The organism is Chitinophaga pollutisoli (genome assembly GCF_038396755.1).
Taxonomy (GTDB): domain Bacteria; phylum Bacteroidota; class Bacteroidia; order Chitinophagales; family Chitinophagaceae; genus Chitinophaga; species Chitinophaga pollutisoli.
Map to the genome: position 1 here is coordinate 3,967,704 of NZ_CP149822.1, position 20,511 is coordinate 3,988,214.

At 54.3% G+C, this 20,511-nt stretch carries 17 protein-coding genes and 1 tRNA gene; 9 read left to right on the plus strand and 9 right to left on the minus strand.

Translation table 11 applies throughout. The features are described 5' to 3' along the window. Positions 1 to 3: 3 nt before the first annotated feature. Positions 4 to 2,154: a GH92 family glycosyl hydrolase gene (locus tag WJU16_RS16645; RefSeq protein WP_341834609.1), complete on the minus strand. Its 2,151-nt coding sequence runs from the start codon at positions 2,152 to 2,154 to the stop codon at positions 4 to 6. A gap of 287 nt (positions 2,155 to 2,441) precedes the next feature. Here WJU16_RS16645 and WJU16_RS26140 point away from each other — a divergent pair, with 287 nt between their 5' ends. From WJU16_RS26140 to WJU16_RS16660, 3 genes are all read left to right on the plus strand, one after another. Continuing rightward, positions 2,442 to 2,849, plus strand: a complete 408-nt coding sequence (locus tag WJU16_RS26140) for a carboxypeptidase regulatory-like domain-containing protein (protein WP_404980205.1) — start codon at positions 2,442 to 2,444, stop codon at positions 2,847 to 2,849. 515 nt (positions 2,850 to 3,364) lie between these two features. Continuing rightward, positions 3,365 to 4,099 carry a DUF2185 domain-containing protein gene (locus tag WJU16_RS16655; RefSeq protein WP_341834611.1) on the plus strand — a complete coding sequence of 245 codons (735 nt, stop codon included), beginning with the start codon at positions 3,365 to 3,367 and terminating at the stop codon, positions 4,097 to 4,099. A gap of 116 nt (positions 4,100 to 4,215) precedes the next feature. After that, complete coding sequence (locus WJU16_RS16660) at positions 4,216 to 5,175, plus strand: alpha/beta hydrolase (protein WP_341834612.1); 960 nt, start codon at positions 4,216 to 4,218, stop codon at positions 5,173 to 5,175. Between the two features lie 12 nt (positions 5,176 to 5,187). Here WJU16_RS16660 and rph read toward each other — a convergent pair whose 3' ends face one another. Beyond that, positions 5,188 to 7,791 (minus strand): rifamycin-inactivating phosphotransferase, encoded by a 2,604-nt coding sequence (gene rph, locus WJU16_RS16665; RefSeq protein ID WP_341834613.1) that lies wholly within the window; start codon positions 7,789 to 7,791, stop codon positions 5,188 to 5,190. Further along, on the minus strand, positions 7,695 to 8,252 hold the full coding sequence (locus tag WJU16_RS16670) for a MarR family transcriptional regulator (RefSeq protein ID WP_341834614.1): 558 nt from the start codon (positions 8,250 to 8,252) through the stop codon (positions 7,695 to 7,697). The genes rph and WJU16_RS16670 overlap by 97 nt, the downstream gene beginning before the upstream one ends. A gap of 236 nt (positions 8,253 to 8,488) precedes the next feature. On the opposite strand from WJU16_RS16670, the gene WJU16_RS16675 reads away from it, so the two are divergent. Continuing rightward, positions 8,489 to 10,222, plus strand: a complete 1,734-nt coding sequence (locus WJU16_RS16675) for a hypothetical protein (RefSeq protein ID WP_341834615.1) — start codon at positions 8,489 to 8,491, stop codon at positions 10,220 to 10,222. A gap of 98 nt (positions 10,223 to 10,320) precedes the next feature. Beyond that, on the plus strand, positions 10,321 to 10,677 hold the full coding sequence (locus tag WJU16_RS16680; protein ID WP_341834616.1) for a VOC family protein: 357 nt from the start codon (positions 10,321 to 10,323) through the stop codon (positions 10,675 to 10,677). 24 nt (positions 10,678 to 10,701) lie between these two features. Here the strand turns inward: WJU16_RS16680 and WJU16_RS16685 are convergent, their stop codons facing one another. The 4 genes from WJU16_RS16685 to WJU16_RS16700 form a co-directional block, all read right to left on the minus strand. Further along, positions 10,702 to 11,763 (minus strand): endo-1,4-beta-xylanase, encoded by a 1,062-nt coding sequence (locus WJU16_RS16685; protein WP_341834617.1) that lies wholly within the window; start codon positions 11,761 to 11,763, stop codon positions 10,702 to 10,704. A 158-nt stretch (positions 11,764 to 11,921) separates the two neighbouring features. Beyond that, positions 11,922 to 12,497, minus strand: a complete 576-nt coding sequence (locus WJU16_RS16690) for an N-acetyltransferase (RefSeq protein ID WP_341834618.1) — start codon at positions 12,495 to 12,497, stop codon at positions 11,922 to 11,924. Positions 12,498 to 12,728: 231 nt separating this feature from the next. After that, positions 12,729 to 12,800 (minus strand) — tRNA-Glu (locus tag WJU16_RS16695). Between the two features lie 71 nt (positions 12,801 to 12,871). Further along, on the minus strand, positions 12,872 to 13,219 hold the full coding sequence (locus WJU16_RS16700; protein ID WP_341834619.1) for a helix-turn-helix domain-containing protein: 348 nt from the start codon (positions 13,217 to 13,219) through the stop codon (positions 12,872 to 12,874). A gap of 74 nt (positions 13,220 to 13,293) precedes the next feature. Between WJU16_RS16700 and WJU16_RS16705 the strand changes: the two genes are divergently transcribed. Further along, positions 13,294 to 14,034, plus strand: a complete 741-nt coding sequence (locus WJU16_RS16705; protein ID WP_341834620.1) for a 3-oxoacyl-ACP reductase family protein — start codon at positions 13,294 to 13,296, stop codon at positions 14,032 to 14,034. Positions 14,035 to 14,257: 223 nt separating this feature from the next. Here the strand turns inward: WJU16_RS16705 and WJU16_RS16710 are convergent, their stop codons facing one another. Beyond that, positions 14,258 to 15,253 carry a FecR family protein gene (locus WJU16_RS16710; RefSeq protein ID WP_341834621.1) on the minus strand — a complete coding sequence of 332 codons (996 nt, stop codon included), beginning with the start codon at positions 15,251 to 15,253 and terminating at the stop codon, positions 14,258 to 14,260. A 286-nt stretch (positions 15,254 to 15,539) separates the two neighbouring features. Here WJU16_RS16710 and WJU16_RS16715 point away from each other — a divergent pair, with 286 nt between their 5' ends. After that, the gene (locus tag WJU16_RS16715) at positions 15,540 to 16,403 is read left to right on the plus strand and encodes a hypothetical protein (protein WP_341834622.1); all 864 of its coding nucleotides are present in this window, start codon (positions 15,540 to 15,542) and stop codon (positions 16,401 to 16,403) included. A 142-nt stretch (positions 16,404 to 16,545) separates the two neighbouring features. Beyond that, complete coding sequence (locus tag WJU16_RS16720) at positions 16,546 to 17,712, plus strand: hypothetical protein (protein ID WP_341834623.1); 1,167 nt, start codon at positions 16,546 to 16,548, stop codon at positions 17,710 to 17,712. A 20-nt stretch (positions 17,713 to 17,732) separates the two neighbouring features. Here WJU16_RS16720 and WJU16_RS16725 read toward each other — a convergent pair whose 3' ends face one another. Then, positions 17,733 to 18,773, minus strand: a complete 1,041-nt coding sequence (locus WJU16_RS16725; protein WP_341834624.1) for an aminotransferase class I/II-fold pyridoxal phosphate-dependent enzyme — start codon at positions 18,771 to 18,773, stop codon at positions 17,733 to 17,735. Positions 18,774 to 18,863: 90 nt separating this feature from the next. Here WJU16_RS16725 and WJU16_RS16730 point away from each other — a divergent pair, with 90 nt between their 5' ends. After that, complete coding sequence (locus tag WJU16_RS16730) at positions 18,864 to 20,480, plus strand: beta-N-acetylhexosaminidase (RefSeq protein WP_341834625.1); 1,617 nt, start codon at positions 18,864 to 18,866, stop codon at positions 20,478 to 20,480. Positions 20,481 to 20,511: the final 31 nt, after the last annotated feature.

Below are 20,511 nucleotides of genomic sequence, written 5' to 3' on the forward strand. Positions count from 1 at the left end.
TTTTTATTTCGTTTCGACCACTATTTCCCCTCCCAGCTGGAAAAGGCTATGCGGCACAAACCATCCCTGCTGCAACTTCCCGTTCACCCGAACGCCCGCCAGGTCGCGGCTTTTGCCCTGCCTGCGGATCGTGAGCCATTTGCCGTTTTCCGCTTTCCAGCGCACTTCGTCGAATAAGGGCACGGTGGCCAGGTATTCCGGATCGGTGGCGGAAAATGTGTATAACCCCGCCGCGCAGAAAACATACCACGCCGACATTTCCCCCGCGTCATCCATCCCGCAAAGCGCATTGCCAAACTCACCGATGCCGTACAGGTGGTTCAGGATCGTATCGATGACTTTTTGCGACTTCTCCGGTTTATTGATGAAGTAATATGAGAACGGCGCCTCATGGTCGGGCTGGTTGCCGTGGCAATACTGACCGATCATCGATTCCACGTTCCGCGCGATGTGATTCGGGTTCCAGGGAACGGTGAACAGCGAGTCCAGCTTGGATTCGAAACCCGCCGGGCCACCGTATAATTCAATCAGCCCGGGCATATCGTGCGGGGCGTAAAACGAAACCTGCCAGGCGTTCGCTTCGCGGTACATGTATTCGTAATACGGATATTGCGGGTCGAAGGGCGTGATCCAATCGCCGTTTTCCAGTCGCCCGCGCATGAACCGCGTGGAAGGATCGAACATGTTGCGGTAATTTTGCGAGCGTTGCATAAGCGTGCGATAGTTGGCCGAATCGCCCAGTGCGCGGGCCAGCTGCGCCAGGGAATAATCGTCGTACGCGTATTCCAGCGTTTTGGAAACACCCGCTTTGGCCTTGGTTTCCACGTGCGGTTTTTCAATATGCGGATCGGAGATAAACCCTTTCTCGATATATTCCTTCACATGCGGACGGGCGCCGGGTTCCATGTTCGCATTCTTCAGCAGGATTTCATACGTTCCCTTCACATCGAAATCGTTAATACCGCGCAAATAAGCACCCGCAATGGTGGAAGCGCCGTGGTCGCCATGGAAGAAAGTGGGGATGAAACCGCGTTTGTCGCCCACGTCTTTCATCGACCTGATCACATCCAGCGCCACATCAGGCGCAAGCAATCCGAGCAGTACATCTTTATTGCGATATGTATCCCAGAGTGAAGGTTCAGTGTAATACCGGAAGCCTTTATTGTCTTTCTGGCGTTTGGCGTCGGTGAAATCTCCGTTCACATCGCTGCGCAGGGCGGGCCAGAGGAAGGAGCGGTAGAGGCTGGAGTAGAAAAGGCTGCGTTGTTTTTCGGTACCGCCTTTCACTTCCACTTTCGACAGCAGCTTTTCCCATTCCGCTTTGGCGGCGGCCCGGATGGCCGCGAAGGATTTGCCGCCGATTTCCTTGTCCAGGTTCTGTTTGGCATTTTCAGCGCTCACGAACGAAATCCCGATTTTCATTTCCACGGGTTTCTTGCCGTCTTCTAGCCACACCATTGCATGGCCGGAGCGTTTGCCCTCTTCTGATTTGTCAAGTTTTTTGATGTTCGTATTGAGGACGGCATAGAAATAAATACGCTCGCCCGTCTGCTGGTAGCCTTGCAGCACGTTCTTGCCCGTTTGCTCGATTCTCCAGTCGCTCACGCGGTTGTTGGATTTGGCGAGATCGAACAGGATGCGGCGGTTGGCGGGATGTTGATAGTCGTATTGATGGAAGCCCGCGCGGAGGGTGGAGGTGAGTTTCACATCCACGTTGTAATCGCTGAGGTATACCTGGTAAAACCCGGGTTCGGCGGATTCGCGCTGGTGGGAATAGCGCGACCCCGTGGCGGGGGCGCTTCCGGAAACGGGCAGCACGGGAATGTTGCAGAGGTTCCAGTGGCCTTTGTTGGTGTGGGTGAATGAGAGAATGACGGAGTCCTCGTATTCGTATCCCGCGCCGGAGCCGTATTCGGTCATCGGGCTGAGCTGCACCATGGCGTTGGGCAGCGAACTGCCGGGAAAGGTGAGCCCGGCCCAGGAACGCCAGCCTTCCGGCAGGTGGTAACCTACAATGGCGGAGTCGGTCAGCGGTTCGGTGCCGAGGAAAGTGTTCACGTACTTTGTAAAATTCCCGGCGGATTGTCCATATCCTTCATTTGCCTGCATCATCAGCATGCCGGCAAGGCAGATCATGAGCCTTTTCATCATCATAACGTTTGCTAAATCGATTCAGTAAATCGGGTGAACGCACAATATAGGCATCGCAGTTTGGAAATGAATCCCGAAACTGGATCAACGGTAAAGCGACGGGCGGAAAAAAAGCGAAGATTGTACCGACCGGGTTCAAATTAGTACCAGCTTTGCCGCACGACACTAACTTTGGGCGATCCGGAGCCGAAAAACGGCAGTATTCCCGGTCGGATCAAATAAATTCCCTTTTTGATATACCGGGCTACCGCAGCCCGAACTTTGCCAGCCGAATCAAGAACCTGAATCAAATGTTCAAGCTTATCAGACTATTTATTATCCCATTTGTATGTAACTGCTTCTCCACGATCGCCGTGGCGCAATCCACCTCCGCCGTTTCCGGCCAGGTGAGATCAGCTTCCGGCGAGCCGCTGTCCGATGCGGCGGTGACCATCCTGGGCACAAACGCCGGGGCATACACCCAAAACGACGGACGCTTCCGCATCGGGAGCCTCAAACCCGGCAAATACACCCTCGTTATCAACACGCTCGGATACACGTTGCCCTGCGGATCTACGTTGAGCGCCGGCGCTTTGCGGATCACATCGGCCGCGGCGCCGCCTTTGTTGCCGATATCGTTGCCGGCATTGTATACGAGCATGCCCGGTTTCTGTTCGATGAGTTGCTTGCGCGCTACCACCTGCACTTCGCCAAGCTGACGGAGGCTGGCGGAAAGAAAAAGGGTGTCTGCCATGGAATGCGCGCCGTTCGTGGCGTTGAGCGTCAGCTGCAGCGGACGGTGGCCTACGGAGGAAATCACCAGCCGGTAATGGCCCCGGCCCGGAAGCTGCAGACTGAGAGCAACGTTTTCTTTGGAATAAGCCGCGGCTACCGGCGCGTCTTTTTCATCCAGCACGCCGATGGTGACGTAAGGCATCGCATGACGCGATGCGGAATCCGCGATCACGGCACGGATCACGGGGCCGGAAGCGCCCGTCTGCCCGAAGGCAGCCGGTCCGCCGGTGAATATAGAAGCGGGAAAAATAGCCGGGAATATTGCATGATAGATAAGTCGCATGGTCCGTTCACATTGTTTTGGGCCGCTAAATTCGCGCTTAACAAATGAGTGAGTTTATGTAAACGGGAGAAAGATTTGCGAGAACGGGAATATTGAGGCGGAAACTTGGTTATTTTTACAGCAGCAATGTTGGTCTCCACTATTTAATCTATAAACATGGATGTTTCGAACTTCCCGCCGATCGGCGCGCTGCTGGTCTCTAAAATGATTATGGAAGAAGGCGCAAAACCCGGATTCCTGTACCGCGAAAAAAGGGCGGATGAAGAAGACAGCGGCTGGCGTATATTTTCGGGTCTGGAATCTGACGAATATGCCCAGGAGAATGACAACTTTGGACTTTACGCCGTCAGCGACGTGCTGGCCATTGATCCTTCCCTCGCGGCGCTCCTGCTGAAAGGCGTAGGCTCCGTGTATGAACGCGACGAGCAGGACGAATGGGTGAAAATAGTGGATTTCGAGATGGAAGATAATTACATCGAAACCCACGCACTCACCGCCACCTGGCAAATCGATATCAATCATCTTTTTGAAAGAAGGGTGGAAGAAGGCGGTGACCTGCTGTACACCACCGGCGACAAATCCCTCCGGCTGACAATCTGGAAAGACGACAGCAAATCGCGCCAGCAACTTTATGACGAAACCCTCCAGTCCATCGCGCACCGCGAGCAAGACGAAGCCCCCACACTGGAATCATTCGAATTCTCCGATGAAAACGGCGCCAAAACCGGGTACATGATCCTCGAATCGGATGGAGTGACCGAATACCATGTGATTTATGGTTTTAATATCGCGGACGGCGAAGTGCTGATGTCGGTGTTTTATTTCGACGAAGCGGCCGACCGTGAATGGGCGCTGCAGACATGGCAGGGCATCCGGGCGGTGAAGGGTTAATCATTTCATCCCATTTTACTTACATTCCATTCCCGGGAACCGACGGTGGGAGCGCTTCCGCATGCAGATGCGGCGGTGATGCCTTACTTTCGCGGCCAAACAGTACCCCGGCTCCCATGAGTACAACTTTCCGCGCAGGCACCTGGCCCGAGGGGGCCGAATCCCTACCCCCTGATCCCGGTTTGATGAAACAATTCAAAAGGCAGGGCAATTTCAATATCCATCTACCCCTTTCCGTGATGCGCGGCATGGTGCACCTCGCCACCCGGCTGATGGCGCCCCGGTTGTTCAAAGGTTCCTTTCAACAGCAATATCATCGGATGTCAGTGGAGGACCGACAGGTGGGTGTGCGGATCGTCCGGCCCGCCGGGGCAGGCGTTTTGCCCGCCTTGCTGTATCTCCACGGTGGCGGCGGATTGCTGACAGACAGTTCCAGTTACATCCGGGTGCTCAAAAACATCGCTGCCGCCGGAAACGTAGCCGTGGCGGGCCTGGATTACCGCCGGGCGCCGGAGCATCCGTTTCCTGCAGGGCTCGACGATGCCATGGCAGCCTTGCATTGGCTGCACGCCAACGCTTCCGATTTAAAAATTGATCCGGATAAGATATCTATTGCGGGCGACAGCGCCGGTGGTAATCTGGCTGCCGGACTGGCGCTCCGCAACCGCGATGGGGCGGGGCTTCCGGTCTACAAACAGGTTTTGCTCAATGCCCGTGTTACGCATGTCAGGCATTTTCCGTCGATGGGTCAATTTGCGGAAGGGTATGGGCTCACGCGCGCGGCGATGCAATTTTTCGAATCGCGGTATTTCCGTTATCCCGCCGATGCGGCGAACATATACGCATCGCCGTTAGATGCACCTGATCTTACCGGCCTTCCACCCGCGTTGATCCTCACATCTGAATACGACCCGTTGCGCGACGAAGGCGAAGCTTATGCCTCGGCGTTGCATCAGGCGGGTGTGCCGGTTATTGCTGTCCGTTTTGCGGGGATGGCCCACACGGTAGTCGTGTTCGGCGCCACGAAATCCGCTGCGGCGAAGGCGCTGCAATTGATCGGGAAAGCGGTGCGATGAACCGCGTGCATATCAATCTTCCAAAATTTCCACCACTCCGTCTGTTCCGTTGATGCGGATGCGCTGGCCGTCCCTGATAAGCCTTGTAGCCCCGTCGACCGCTACCACGGCGGGTAAGCCATACTCCCGCGCGATCACTGCGCCGTGCGTCATCAATCCGCCAACCTCGGTGACGAGACCTTTAATCGTCACGAAAACGGGCGTCCAGCTGGGATCAGTGAAAGCGGTCACCAGGATGTCGCCGGGTTGTAGATTTGCGGATTCCATTTGCAAAATGACGCGCGCCCTTCCTTCTACGGTTCCCGGAGAAACAGGCAATCCTGCCAGCGCACCTGGTGGCAGGTGATCGCGGTGGTAGTTGCCGTTCAGGATCTCACCGTCGGAGGTGATGACCCGCGGCGGGGAAAGTTTTTCGTAATGGCGGTAAGCTTCTTTTCTTTCGCGGATGCAGGATGCGTCCGGTTTATGGGATGCCGATAAATCGCGGAGCTCCTCAAAACTCAGAAAATAAATATCCTCTTTATCCGCTATGGCGCCGGCTTGCACGAGCGACTCCGCTTCCCGGAGCAGCGCCTGTTTGTAAATGAAATACCGGCTGATCATGGCATATTTCGGGTATTCGCGATAACCGGTATAACTGCGGAGCAGGCCGATCATGTGCTTCGTTTCCGCGGCTTTCGTCTCGCCGTCCGGCAATGCCTGCAGCCTTTGGAGTAGGGAACGTTCCATATTTTCGGAAGCCTGTTTTCCCTGTTCGAACCTGCGTTTGCTTTCTCCCGGCGCTGTATTGCGGATATTGGTGAGCAGCAAGGGTATAAGCGCGGCGGGGTTTTCGGCCCAGCGGGGTTTGGTGATATCAATTTCGCCGGGGCAACGCATACCGAATCGATCGAGAAATTCCCGTATCGCGCGGACTATCGTTTCGCCGCCGTCGAATGGAAGAAGATCCTCCGGGAAGCGGCTCCCGTCGGATTGCTGCAGATGCGCCACGATGGCGGGGAATGGCCGGATGAGATCCGCCACATCCAGGAGCGCGAGCCCCATTTCGGCGGTTACATTGCCGGGCGCCGATAACGACAATGAATCGCCTGCGTTCTTTTCACCAAGCCATTCCGCCATTTTTTCGTTGAGCCAGGTGTACGCGCTCATGGCGGTCAGGATGACGGGCAGATTTTGCGGGTCGGTCAGCTCTTTTTGCAGTTGCCCGCAGTTTTCCCTGATGAAATCCAGTAATGCAGGACCAGTTTTCGTCTGGATATCCTTTTGTAATGCCGCGATGGCGTGCTGGCTACGCCGGATCAGGCCGGGTACAATGTCGGAGTCGATGCCGATGGGTGGTTGAAAGAAAGCCGGCGGAAGGCTTTTGGCGTTGGGGGCGTTGGCTTCAGCCGGGATAAAATCTCCGCGGTTGATGATGGTGAGGAGCGCGTCTTTCATCAGGAGGTCCGACTGGCCGAGGGTTTCCAAAATCTTTTGCCGGCTGGCCGGAGCCGCCAGCATGGGGGCTACATCCACAAATAACCTGCCGCCTGCCGTACGCATGGGCGCTACGGTAGTTAGCAGGTAAAATGACAAGCCCAGCGGTTTGATGGGATCGGTCATCATTTGCTGATGTCCTACGGAAATATACACGCGGTTACCGTTATCCGGGTTTGGCGGAATGGGGAAAAGCGTGGTGATGGGGCGGCTCTGCAGGATGTAAAACCTGCCGTCGGCGAGGCACCATTCAATATCCTGCGGATCGCCCATTCCCGCCTCAATATTCCTGCCGAGGCGCGCCAGGGTAAGGATTTCCTTGTCGGACAGGGATGGAATATGTTGTTTTTCCGGAGGAAGGGCTAGGATTTCCGTGCCGTTTTCCGGAGCGGCAAATATGCCCTGTTTTTTTATGGCGATCTTTCTGCCGATAATCGCATCTTCATGGCTAACCGTAAAATTGTCCGCATTTACGATTCCCGCAGCCAGGGCTTCTCCCAAGCCAAAACTCGCGTCGATCGACAGGATTTTTCTGTTGGAAGTCATCGGGTCTGCCGTAAACATGATGCCCGCAACGTCGGGGGAAATCATTTGCTGTACGACCACGGCCATCGATACGTTGTGATGCGCAAATCCTTGCTGCATACGGTATATGACGGCCCGCTCCGTGTACAGTGAAGCCCAGCATTTATGCATATGGCGCAGGATTTCAGCGGCGCCGGAAATATTTAGAAACGTATCCTGTTGCCCCGCGAACGAAGCGGAGGGAAGATCTTCGGCGGTAGCGCTTGAGCGAACGGCAAAGGATTGTCCGGTTCCCCAACCTTCCAGCCTGCGGGCGATTGCTTGTTCGATATCCGCGGGGACGGCCACGGCTTCAATTTCCCGGCGGATTTGAGCGCAGGTTTCCCGGATGGCGGAGAGGTCGCCGGTTTGCAATGCACGTAACTGGTCCAGGAGCGGCGGCAATGCAGGGTGTTGGGCGATCGCTTCTTCGTAAACGGCGGTGGTAACGCAGAAACCCTCCGGCACGGTAATTCCTTTCATTCCGGAAAGCACGCCCAGTTGCGCGCCTTTCCCTCCGACAAGCGCGGCGTGCGTAGCGCCGGGTTCATTAAAACCGATGATATGGGCTGGCATGGCTTACTTTTTTCGGTGAGCGATTGCATGGTGGCGTTCATAATATCGATGGCGCCGGCGAAATAACGTTCGATGACTTTCCTTTCCTTGCCCGAAAACGATGCCATCAGTTCTTTTGATTTCGTGCGAAACTCCTTGTACAACGGCACGAAAAGCGCCATGATGTTATCGGATTCAGGCACGATGATAACTTTCCGCCGGTCGTTTTCCGCGTATTCCCTTTTTACCAGCTGCTTCTTTTCGAACCGGTCGATCAGCCCTGTAACTGCTCCTGTGGTGAGGCCCGTGAGTTTGGCGAGGTCGCCCGCCGTCATGGAGCCATTCTCCATGATGAAGCCCAAATATTTGTGATCCGTCCCCGAAAGCCCGGCTTTCCGGGCAATGGCTTCGTGCATCTGGATCGATGTAAAGGCGTAATGCTGGCTCAGTTTCCTGAGATCGCGGAGATCATCTTTGCCCATTATTCTCTTATTTAATAAATATCTTAGTTGCTAAGATAAAGTGATTTTATGAAAGAACAAGCGTGGAAATATATTTGAGGATTATTCGTAAATTGGGAATAGACGAGCTGAAGCATTTCCGGCCCCGCCCCATACGGGAATACCCCGAAAAATTTTGTCCGGCAGCATAGCGCTAAGTACTTATGATTTCTACGTCAACTCCAAAATTTCCATTCATGTTCGCAAAACGATCACTTATGAGCAAATTCAGCATCGCGATGATTCCTGTCGTGATGATGCTGGCTTGTCAAAACCGTTCCGGTTCGAAAGGCGGCCAGGGGTCCGGTAACAATACGCCATCGATAGGCTGCGCCGTTCCGCCGACCCATGATAAAGACTGGTATGCTTCCGCAAAGAAAGCGCCATTCTTCGAAAATATTTCAGGCGTCGATTTTAGAATTTCAACCTCGCAGCCGGAAGCGCAGGCCTATTTCAACCAGGGTTTGATGCTGGCGTATGGATTCAACCATGCCGAAGCGGCGAGGTCGTTTTACGAAGCCATCCGCCTGGATTCCGGTTGTGCCATGGCCTATTGGGGGTTTGCCTACGTGTTGGGGCCGAATTACAACGCGGGCATGGAAGACGATAACTACCTGCGCGCCTGGGATGCGATAACCCAGGCCAGGGGCTTATTGGCAAACTGCACACCAAAGGAAGCCGCACTGATCGAGGCGATGAGCACGCGTTATGTACAAACGCCCCCGGCCGACCGTGCCCCGCTCGATATCGCCTATTCCGCAGCGATGAAGAAAGTATATGATCAATATCCCACCGACCCCGACGTAGGCACACTATACGCCGAATCGATGATGAACCTCCATCCCTGGAATCTCTACGACAAAATCACGAAAGTAGCACGGCCGTGGACGCCTGCCATCGTTAAGGTGCTGGAACGGCTCGTTGTGCAACATCCGAAACACGCCGGCGTGCACCACTTTTACATTCATGCTTTGGAGACCTCCGCTGCGCCCGAGAAAGCCATGCCCAGCGCGCTGTTGCTGGATACATTGGTGAAGGGAGCGGGGCACCTGTTGCATATGCCGTCGCATATTTACATCAACACGGGCGATTATCATCTCGGCTCCCTGTCCAACATCCGGGCGGTGGAGGCCGACAGTCTGTATACGACGATGTGCCATGCGCAAGGGGCTTACCCGCTGGCGTATTATCCGCACAATCATCATTTCTTAACGGCCACGGCAACACTGGAAGGAAATTCAAAATGGGCCTGGGATGCCGCGATGCAACTGCATAAGCACACTTCAGCGGAAGTCATGCGCATGCCTGGCTGGGGAACGTTGCAGCATTACTACACGATTCCGTATTACATCGCCGTGAAACTGGCCATGTGGGACACGATTATGGTGATGCCCTCGCCCGCGGCGGATCTCATTTATCCGCGGGCCATCTGGCATTATGCGCGGGGGATGGCGTACCTGGGAAAGCATAACCTGGGCAACGCCCGGAAGGAAATGGACAGTCTCCGCATCCTGGCGGCGGATACCACCCTGAAAGATTTGACGATCTGGAACATCAACACCACGGCCGATCTCGCGCAGATAGCGGCGAAGGTGCTGGCGGCAGGAATCGCGGTACAGGAAGGGCAGGCCGACGCTTCTGTCAGATTGCTGAAAGAGGCGATCGCCATTGAAGACAACCTGAATTACAATGAGCCGCCGGATTGGTTCTTCTCGGTCCGTCATCATTTGGGAGCGGTATTGCTCAAAGCGGGGAAGGGGAAGGAAGCGGAGGATGTATACCGGCAGGATTTGCGGACCTGGCGTAAGAACGGATGGGCGCTGATCGGCTTGCATCAGGCGCTGGCGATGCAGAACAGGCGTGCAGAAGCGCAGCAGGCGAAAGCGGATTTTGATGAAGCGTGGAAGTATGCGGATATCCAGATCGCCTCATCGTCGGTAATCGCAGACTGACGGAATTGGGATTGTACAGGCAAGTTGGTTTCCGGCTGGCGCCATCGGGACCAGGTGCATCGTAATTGTGTGAAAAGACTTAACTTCTGTTAAAAACCATGCTAACCAACATCCACCCGAAACTGCCGATGCGTGATAAGGCCGTCACGCTGGACTATTATGTAAACAAGCTGGGTTTCAGCCTGGCGGGGAAAGAGGATTATGATTTATACCTGATGTTGCAAAAAGACGGCATTGAAATTCATTTCTTCGCGTTCAAAGGCCTGGATCCTGCTGAGAATTATGGACAGGTGTATATCAGGACGGATGATATCGAGGCACTGCATGCAGCGTTCCTGGCCAATAACGTATCCATCCACCCGAATGGCGGGCTGGAGGTAAAGCCCTGGCGGCAGAAGGAATTCTCTTTACTGGATCCGGATAATAATTTATTGACTTTTGGGCAGGGTGTGTAGGCGGGCTGGCCGCGTCATTGCAATTTAAAAATCAGTTACCCTCCAATACGCTTTTTTCGGTTGAAGCTTTTCATCAAATAGCAGCGGATAGTTTTTCCGTCCTTTCACCGGGAAATTATCCAGCCAGCTGGATCGGTCTGAGACGTTCCAGAACGTGACGCCCGTAATGATGTCGCGGTATTTTCTGAAAGTATCGAAAAGCATGTCGTACTGATGTTCTTGCGACTCTTTTTGTTCTGCCGTGAAATCAGGTTTCTCCGGCATTTTATCGTTGGTGAAAACGGAAACATCCAGTTCGGTAATCTGAATTTTGATCCCGAGGGATGCATATTTTTCGATTGCGGATACAAGCAGCGCCCTGGATGGATCTGATATGGACCAATGGCCCTGCAGGCCAACGGCATGAACCGGCACGTTTTCCTCGCGCAGCTTTTTAAGCAGGCGGTATACTTTGTCTCTTTTTACAGGGTTTTCGGTGTTGTAATCATTGTAGAATAGAATGGCCTTCGGGTCTGCTTCATGCGCGTACCGGAATGCCTGCGCGATAAAGTCCTCCCCGCAGATCTGGTACCATAGGGAGTTGCGTAAAAACTCGCTGTGCCGGTCCGACACGGCTTCATTGACTACGTCCCAGGCATATATCCGGCCTTTGTATCGGCCCACCACATCGTGGATATGTGTGCGCAGCCTGTTTAACAGGGTGTCTTTACTCACCAGTTTACCGGCGGCATCGTAGAACATCCATTTCGGCGCCTGGTTGTGCCAGCAGAGGGTGTGTCCCCTGACCTTTAACCCGTTTTCAGTTGCAAAATGAACGATGGCATCGGCGCCTCTCCAATCATACCGATCTGTTGCAGGGTGAATGGGTTCCATTTTCATCGCGTTTTCTGCGGTGAGGCTATTGAAGTGCTGAAGCAGGAAGATGCGGGTGGCAGAGTCCTGCAAATGGCGGGGCGTGACGGCAACGCCGATTGGGAAATAATCCTGGTAGTGGTCTTTCAGCCCTTTTCCGGTTTGCTGTGCATTTGCTGTAAGAAATGTACTTGAAAGCAGTACGGCAACGAGCAGGTAATTTGATCGCATCATAGGGTATCTAAAATACAAATCCGGGTTGAAAAATTTATGTTGTATTCCTATTAAGGTTACGCCTGTCAAATACGAACGTATTTTACAATCTCAAATACTCAACCGTGAATGGGTATTTGTTGAAACAGGTAAGTACATTAATTTCCGCGGGTTAAAAATTATCGCGGCTTTCGGATCATGGGATGTACAATGGGGGAGCTACCGGATTGGATTTCGCCGATCACCTCGAATCCATGGCGCTGATAAAGAGAAAGGTTCCTGGGATTGGAAGATTCTAGATAAGCGATAGTGCCGTCACGGTCTACCGCTTTCAATGCTTCTGTCATTAGCGCAGACCCTATTCCGGTGCCCTGTTGAACCGGATCTACGCCGATCATCGGGAGGTACCAATGTGGTTCGGTTGGGTGGAATTTCTCCATTTGCTCCATGATGCCCGGCATGTCTGCCTTTACCTGACCGTCGGTATACTCGGTAAATAATCTGGTTAGTGTTGTTTCGTCTGATTTTGTGCCGGGAGGCAGCCAAAGCGCGGCACCGGTAAAGTTTTCGGTAATGTAGGCGGTTCCTTTACCGAATGCGTTTCCGCCGAAGGCTTTTGTGATACCAGGGAAAGCGGCTAAATACTTTGCCGGGTCGGGGAGAGACCACCGGGCCATCGGATCCACACTAAAAGCCAGGGTTAATATATCGATGGTGCGGTGCAGATCTGTCGCTAAAGCTGTTATTACTTTCATAACGATCTTTCTTCGAAAGTAAGGTAAACTTCCGAAAAGTAACCGTAACCGGATGAGCAAGAGTTAACGTGTCAGCGGGAGCAGTGGCTGACTTCAGATCCGTGGATGATCGAATAGATATGCGAAACAGCGGGGTGAATTCAACCTGGAAGATCGGTCATGAGGGTGCGAATGGTATAAAAGCAAAAAGGACAGCCATGAGACTGTCCTTTTTTATTGCTTGTTAAGTCGTACCGCGTACGGGAATCGAACCCGTCATTCCTCCGTGAAAGGGAGGCGTCTTAACCGCTTGACCAACGCGGCATTTCCCGTTTGGGATGGCAAAGGTAGGGGATTCCGACACAATTCCAAAAAAAATGGAAAAAAACAGGACCTCAACCCTTCCGGTGCTGCGCGCCCCATGCTGATATCTCCCGCAACATCGGCTGGGTCGACCGGCCCAGGGCCGTCAATGCGTACTCCACCTTGGGAGGAACCTCCGGATACACCGTCCGCTCCACCAACCCGTCGGCCTCCAGTTCCCGCAACTGCGCTACCAGCATCCGCTCCGAAACACCCGGAATGTCTTTCCGTAATTCACTGTAACGCTTACACCCCTCCGTCAGGCTGAACAGGATAGAAGGCTTCCACCTGCCGCCGATCACCGATAATGCGTGAGACATGCCGCACAACAGGCTCAGGCGGCTCTCATTGATGCTATTTGTTGAATTCGCTTTTCGCATACTTACTAAAATGTTAGTACTTAACAACTACGTTAGTACCCCCAAAGATAAAGTGATCGCGATAATTTTGCGTCATGAAAAATCTACACCAACAAACAGCATTTGTAACCGGCGGCAGCCGGGGAATAGGCGCGGCCATCGTCAGGAGGCTCGCGCATGAAGGCGCCAACGTGGCTTTCACTTACCAATCGTCGAAGGAAAAAGCGGAAGCGCTGGCGGCGGAAGTAAGCGCCCTGGGCGTGAAAGCCCTCGCCATCGCGGCGGACAGCAAAGACCCCCAGGCCGTTCAAGCCGCCGTAAACCAGGCCGTCACCTATTTCGGCCGGCTCGATATCCTGGTCAACAACGCCGGCATCGGCAACATCAAACCCCTGGAAGAATGCTCCCTCGATGACTTCGATGAAACGATGGCTGTCAACGTTCGCGCCGTGTTCGCCGCATCCCGCGCCGCTATCCCGCATATGCACGCCGGCGGGCGCATCGTCAATATCGGTACCTGCCTGGTCGACCGCATCACCTTCGGCGGCTGCGCACTCTATTCCACCAGCAAAGCCGCTATCACCGGGCTCACCAAAGCCCTCGCGCGGGAACTGGGCCCGAAAAAAATAAATGTGAACATCGTACATCCCGGCCCCATCGATACGGATATGAACCCGTCCGACGGCCCCTCGGCGGACTACCAGCGTTCCAACACGGCACTCGATACCTTCGGAAAAACCGAAGACATCGCAGCTATGGTGGCGTTCCTCGCCGGGCCCGAAAGCGGATTCATCACCGGGGCTGGCTTTACGATAGATGGGGGCACCAACATTTAACGGCTTTGATTTCCCTGGGTTAACCGCATCAAAAAACCGCTCTTACGGGAGCGGTTTTTTGAAAGTCTAAGCTCCTCTTGGAGGACGCTATCATTATATCTACACAACTTTCTAGGTTATCGGCAGTGGAGCATACCGTTCTTCCAGTAAAACTCCACATCGTTTTGCGCGTTTATATTATCAACAAATTCGGAGAGCGTTTGGTTGCGGTAAATGCTGCCATTTAGTAATTTTTTTCCGCTTCTTCCGTATCGATGTATAACGTGGTATTGAACCATCGCGCTATGATTTCCCTGAGCTCCCTGGCGGGCAAATCCCTGAACAACTGCTGGCCTGTTGTCCACGAAACGCTATACCCGGATTGCATCCTGGCGGGAGACAACGGCCTGTCTGTAGCCGCGGTGGCCTCCTGGCCTCCATGCAAGGGGATGACGGATCCATATGCCGCCATTTCCATCCATCCATTGACGACATGCGCGGATACGCTTGTGGGCGTATATGCGTTTACGTTGCAGATACCCTCGCTTTCGGAGGTGATGTCCGCCTGGCCGGCGTGAATCACAAAGGCTTTTCCGTTGCCCTTCATGATCCTGAAGTACGCTTCTCCTTCCAGGTACACTTCTCTCGGACCGGAGCCGAATCGGAAGGGAAATTGGATTTTCGAAGCGCTGTTCAAATGAACTTCGGTGCCATCCGGCAATTGCAGCCGGGATTCCTTGCCGGGAGGAACGCTGAGGCTGTTCCAGCCGGAAGCCCCGTGGCGAATGTCTTCCAGGCGCAGCCTGCCGTCGCTGAAAACAAACCCGGTAGACTGAACACGGTATCGTTGCGGGCCACCGTCGCGGAATTCGATCGTTTCCCCATTCGAAAACTGCAGCGTTATTTCCTGGATACCGGTCGGAATAACGGCAGGGTGCGATTCGGGAACGGGATCGCGGGGCCAGATGAGCCATGCGGTGATCACCATACCTGCAGCCAGTCCTGCGCTGATCCACCAGTTCCATACCTTCTGCAGCCTGCGGCGGCGATGCCGTTGCACGACTGCCAGATAATCCGATTCCAGTTGCTCCGTTGGAAATGCGTGCTGCCCGCCAGCACTTCCACTATTCCTTTTTTCATTCCTGATGGCGCGCGCCGCTGCGCTGGTTGCCATGAAATCATCCAATGACTGCTGCTCTTCCGGAGTAATCGTTCCGAACAACTCTTTGTCGAGCAGCAATCGTATGTGATTTTCATTTTCCATCTGAATATATAGATACGTTTTTGAGGTGCGCGGGGTGAATGGGGAAAAGAAAAAACAAGGAATTTTTTTGTTTTGTTAATAAACACAATGTATGGAGCCCAACAGGGCAGCGGAATTGCACGGTTTTGTTAACAGCGGATACTTTCCAACCGCCACAGTGCTATAGTTGTTAATTCACCCTTTCAATTGTTGCCGGCATCTTTATATACATATTGTACAAGCCTGAGAGAACCCCGTTTGCAGCCTTATAAATGATGCTATCATGGACAGACTGAATCAGTTAGTATATGCCCGCCTGATGCCGGCACAGCTATCCGCTTATCCCGCAGATCTTCCTGGCCTTCTTGGTGAAATCCGCGACGCCAAGCTACGCATAACCGCCCGGCTGCTGGAGCTGGACCATCATCCCGATAGCCCCGCTTCCGCCATAGCCGTTCGCCGGTACCAGCTGCAATTCGTAGCCATCGTAGACGTCCTGCATTTCTTTCAACTGCAGGCTGGTCCCAGTCTCCAGGATTTCTACCGCGAAACCGCAGGCCTCGTCATGGAACTGATCATGGCGCTCGAACAATATTTTCCCGAACATCTCGCCAAAGATCTTTTTCTCCCCGGCCCTTACGCCGGGCACATCCTCACCCAGCAAGCCTCCCGCATGCGAGATGCCGAAACCGCCCTGCTCGAAAATCACATCGATCCCGCACTGGTCAGCATCATTTTCCACCCCATGCGCCGCGCCGATGCCATGCCCACGTTCGGTACCGCCAGCTTCTACCGCCGCCTGCTGCGCGACCTCCGGGAACAAGACCATCTCTACTATATGGACCCCGAAGAACGGACGCTCTTCATCCTATTCACCCACAACTTTAACTGCCCCGACCTCCTCCGCCACGCCACCACCGTACTCCGCAACAGAACCACAGCGCTCAAAACCCTCCAGGAAAAAAAGGCCTCCTGTCCTGGTACGAAAAAGAATTACGCCACCTGCCGTCAAACGAGTATGCGTTGTTCCCCGGCAAAGGCTCCATCAAAGACCAACTCCTCCAATGGATCAAAGAAGAAAAACAATTTATGCATAACCTGTATACCACCTGGAACTCATAAATGTTTGCGAATTCACTCCGGTTAACCCCATGCTCCCGCAGGCATGAAAAAATATTCCCCACCTGTGAAAGCGTACCGCATGATTCCGCCAATCCCGTTTCGTGCAGTTGCCATTCGCGATAGCCCGGGACCCGATTCTTTCAGCTTCACTTATTTTACATAGACCCATGACATTGTTAAATCACATCATAACCGTCCATCTTTGTCCACAGGCATCCACCGAAATGAACGAAAAACTACCACAGTGCCTTGAACAATTGCAAACCGAGAAAAACCGCCTCATCGCGTTATTCCTCCGCCTGGCTGACCTCCCCGCCGGTAACCCGCGCCGAACAGCCGCCGTCCGGTACTGGCAGCGGTCTGTCGTCCGCCTGCTGGACGTTCTCCGCGGATACGACGACATCTCCCGCGCGCATAAGGCCATAGCCACCCACTATGAAGAAGCCACGCAACTGATGCTGGAAATCATGACCAGCCTGGAGCAGCATTTCCGTGACGATCTGTCGCCGGAGCTGCTCCTTCCGCAAACCTACGCCCGCGTGGCAAGGTCATTGCTCCTTCCGCGCTTGCTGAAAGCTGACAAGGGGATGTCGCTCGTCGGTATAGAAGCGCCATTCAGGCGCCTCGTGCTCGAACCCGCCTGGAATTTCATGGAACGCCCCGAGGAAAGCATCACTTTTGGCGAGCTTTTCTTCCTCCGCGACCTCATAACGAAATTGCTGATCTTCACCCATCCCGCCCATGCCGGTTCCGGCGATCCGGTCAGAGATATTCACCACCTGCTCGTAAGCCTGAATTTTAATGCAGCGGGATATTTTGTGTATTGTGTGGAAGCGGTGCGCCGCGAGATGTACCGCTATGAGAGCCTCCGCGAAAGAATGAAAGTGCTGGCATGGTGCACCCGCGAATTGAAACGCAGGCAGCCGGATAGCAGGCTGAGGGTGCTGCGCCCCGGCGGTTTCCACATCCGCGACCAGCTACTGGTATGGCTGCAGGAAGAGCGCATTTTCATCCGCCAACTCATGGCGCCCGCGCGGGAAACAGCGGAAGCCGCGTCCTGGTCAACCCGCCTCACTGTGCCGCAGGCCGCCCTCATGGCGAGGGTCTATCTTGAAGAAGGACTGGTTAAAACCGCATCGCTGCAACAGGTTTTTACATCGCTGGCCGATATGCTGCACCTGCGGAAAGCGGATGCGGGTGCGGAAGACAGCTTCCGGGTGAAGTACCAGCACCCCAGCCTGTCCACCGTTACCGCCTGCAAGCAATGGATCGCCAGGGTGCTGGTCCGGCTGAACGATTACGAAACGCAACTGCGTACGGGCGCAGATAACTAACCCCATAAGAAATGGACCGATCACACCACTTCCGCGATCGTGCGCAAGGCATCCGGGAGCTGAGGGGCATCGTAAGCACCGCCCAGGGCTACGCGCACGAATTGATCATTGGTTGTGAGCGAGAACATTTTTCCGTTGCTGATGTCGATGTGGCGGCTGAGCAAAAATGCAGTTACTTTTTCCGGTTCGCGGCAGGGAATCCAGTAATGGAAGCTGTCCGGATGGCTGAGATATTGTTTTCCGCGGAAATAGTTTTCCATCAGCAATCGTCCTGCCGTAGCCGCTTCGCGCTTCTGTTCCGCCAGCTTGCGGAGCCATCCGTTGGCGATGAGATGAATGCCGAAGCGTGTGAAAAGGGTGGATGTTCCGCTGCAGGTCATCTTTACGAAATTCGATGCCCCGGTCATCAGCTGCGCCGGGTGAATCAGGTAGCCCGCCCGCAGCATGGGATTGAAGGGTTTCGACAAGCTGTAGACATGCAACGTGACGTCGGGCGCCAGCTCCAGGAAGGAGGGCGGGGGATCGGCATGGAGGAAGCGGTAGGCGTCGTCCTCGATGATATATGTTTCCGGGAAATTGCGCACCACGTTCACGATCGCCATCCGGCGTTCCAGGCTCATCACGGCGTTGGTGGGGTTGTGGAGCGTGGGTTGCAGGTAGATAAGTTTACAGGAGTTATTTTCAATGCATTCCGCCAAAGACTCCGGCAGCATGCCTTCCGCATCCGATTCCACCACATGATGCCGGTATCCCGCATCTTCCGCGATCATCCGCCATCCGGGAAAAGTAAATGGCTCGATGGCTACGTTTGCCGTATGCGCACGGAAATATTTCGCGATAGTAAAGAGCCCGCTGTTTGCACTGGGCACGGGCGTAACGGCCACCATGGCGGGATCGAACCGGAGATGGCTGCCGAGGGCGGACAGCGAATATTCGTCCAGGGGCGTGTAGGATGGATGCAGCAGGTCGTACTGATCGCGATCATTCAACTGGCTGACATATTCCCGGAAGATATCGGCCTCCGCGGGAACGGAAGGGTAGTTGAGGCTAAGGTTCAGCATGGCAGGCGTATTTAAAGAAGGAAGGTAGTAAATATGTTCGTTCGGAATTGATGATTATCTTTAAAACTTCATTCAATTTCCACAAACGCCATGTTAAGAACGCTCCTTTTCATTACCACTTTTGCCATTACCCTGTGCGCTGCCGCGCAGGAAAGCTGCCCGGTGATCCCCGCGCCGCTGCGCGCCGCTCCGGCCAACCAGCAATTTATCCTGAACGATAAAACAGTGATCGTCGTTTCGAAACCAGCACTGCTCAAAGAGGCTGGCCTGTTGCAACGCGAACTGCTGAAGTATACCGGCATCCGCGTGCAAGTGGCGCCGCCGCAGCTGCACCAGCAATTTAATAACCGCAAAAGCAAAACGCCCATCGCCAATTTCCCGAATCATATCGTCATCGGTACCGGTAATCAGTCCGCCGACGCGTATTCCCTCGATATGAACAACCGCCAGGTGCGCATTGAGGCCGGCGGAGAAGAAGGGCTTGTGCATGGGGTGATGACGTTCATCCAGCTGGCGGGCCTTTCTGCGACCGCACACCACCAGGCGACAATTCCCTGCTGGAAGATACAGGACCAGCCCGCGATGAAATGGCGTGGCTTCATGCTCGACGAGTCCCGCCACTTCTTCGGCAAGCAAACCGTCAAAATGCTGATCGACCAGATGGCATTGTATAAACTCAACCGTTTCCACTGGCACCTGACAGACGCGCCGGGATGGAGGATAGAGATTAAGCAATATCCGCGCCTGTCGCTGGTTGGCGGCATCGGCAATACGACCGATTCCCTCGCGCCCGCGGCTTACTACACCCAGGACGAGATCAGCGAAATCGTGGCCTACGCCGCGGAACGCGCCATCACCGTGATCCCTGAAATCGACATGCCCGGCCATGCCACGGCTGCCAACAGAGCTTATCCGCAGTTCAGCGGCGGCGGCACGGAGAAATACCCTGAATTTACTTTCAACCCCGGCATCGAAGGCACTTATCAATACCTGACCAACATCCTCCGGGAAGTGAACGTATTGTTCCCTTCGCGCATGATCCACGTCGGCGGCGACGAAGTGAGCTTCGGTTCCGCCAGCTGGAATACCGATCCGCATGTGCAAAGCCTCATGAAGCGCGAGCGGCTGAAAACGCTCGTAGACGTGGAGCATTATTTCATCCGCCGCATGGCAGATTCGCTGCAGGCCATCAACAGCAAGGTGTTAGCCTGGGATGAAGTGTCCGCCGCCAATCTGCCCACGAAAGAAACGATCGTTTTCTGGTGGCGGCAGGAAAGGCCGGAACAGCTGCAGATCGCGCTGGATAAAGGTTATGACGTGGTGATGTGCCCGCGCCTGCCTTTGTACCTGGATTTCGTGCAGGACAGTTCGCATACTTCGGGCCGCCGTTGGGGCAAGGAGTTCAATCCGCTCCGCCGCGTGTACGAATTCAAACTGGACGATTATCCCGCCATCAGCGACAAGAACCGCAAACAGATCATCGGCATACAGGCCAACCAGTGGACGGAAGTCATCAAATCCGAAGGGCGCCTGCAATTCATGACCTTCCCGCGCCTGCTGGCGATGGCGGAAGCGGCCTGGACGGCGCCGGAGAAAAAGGACTTTGCCGGATTTGAGAAAAGATTGGCGAAATTCACGCCGCTGCTGCAAGGCAGGGGATTGTATATTATGGAAACGCCGAAGAAAACGCCCGAACCCCTGCGCTAAGGCACAACAGTCTGAACCAAAACAACCTGCA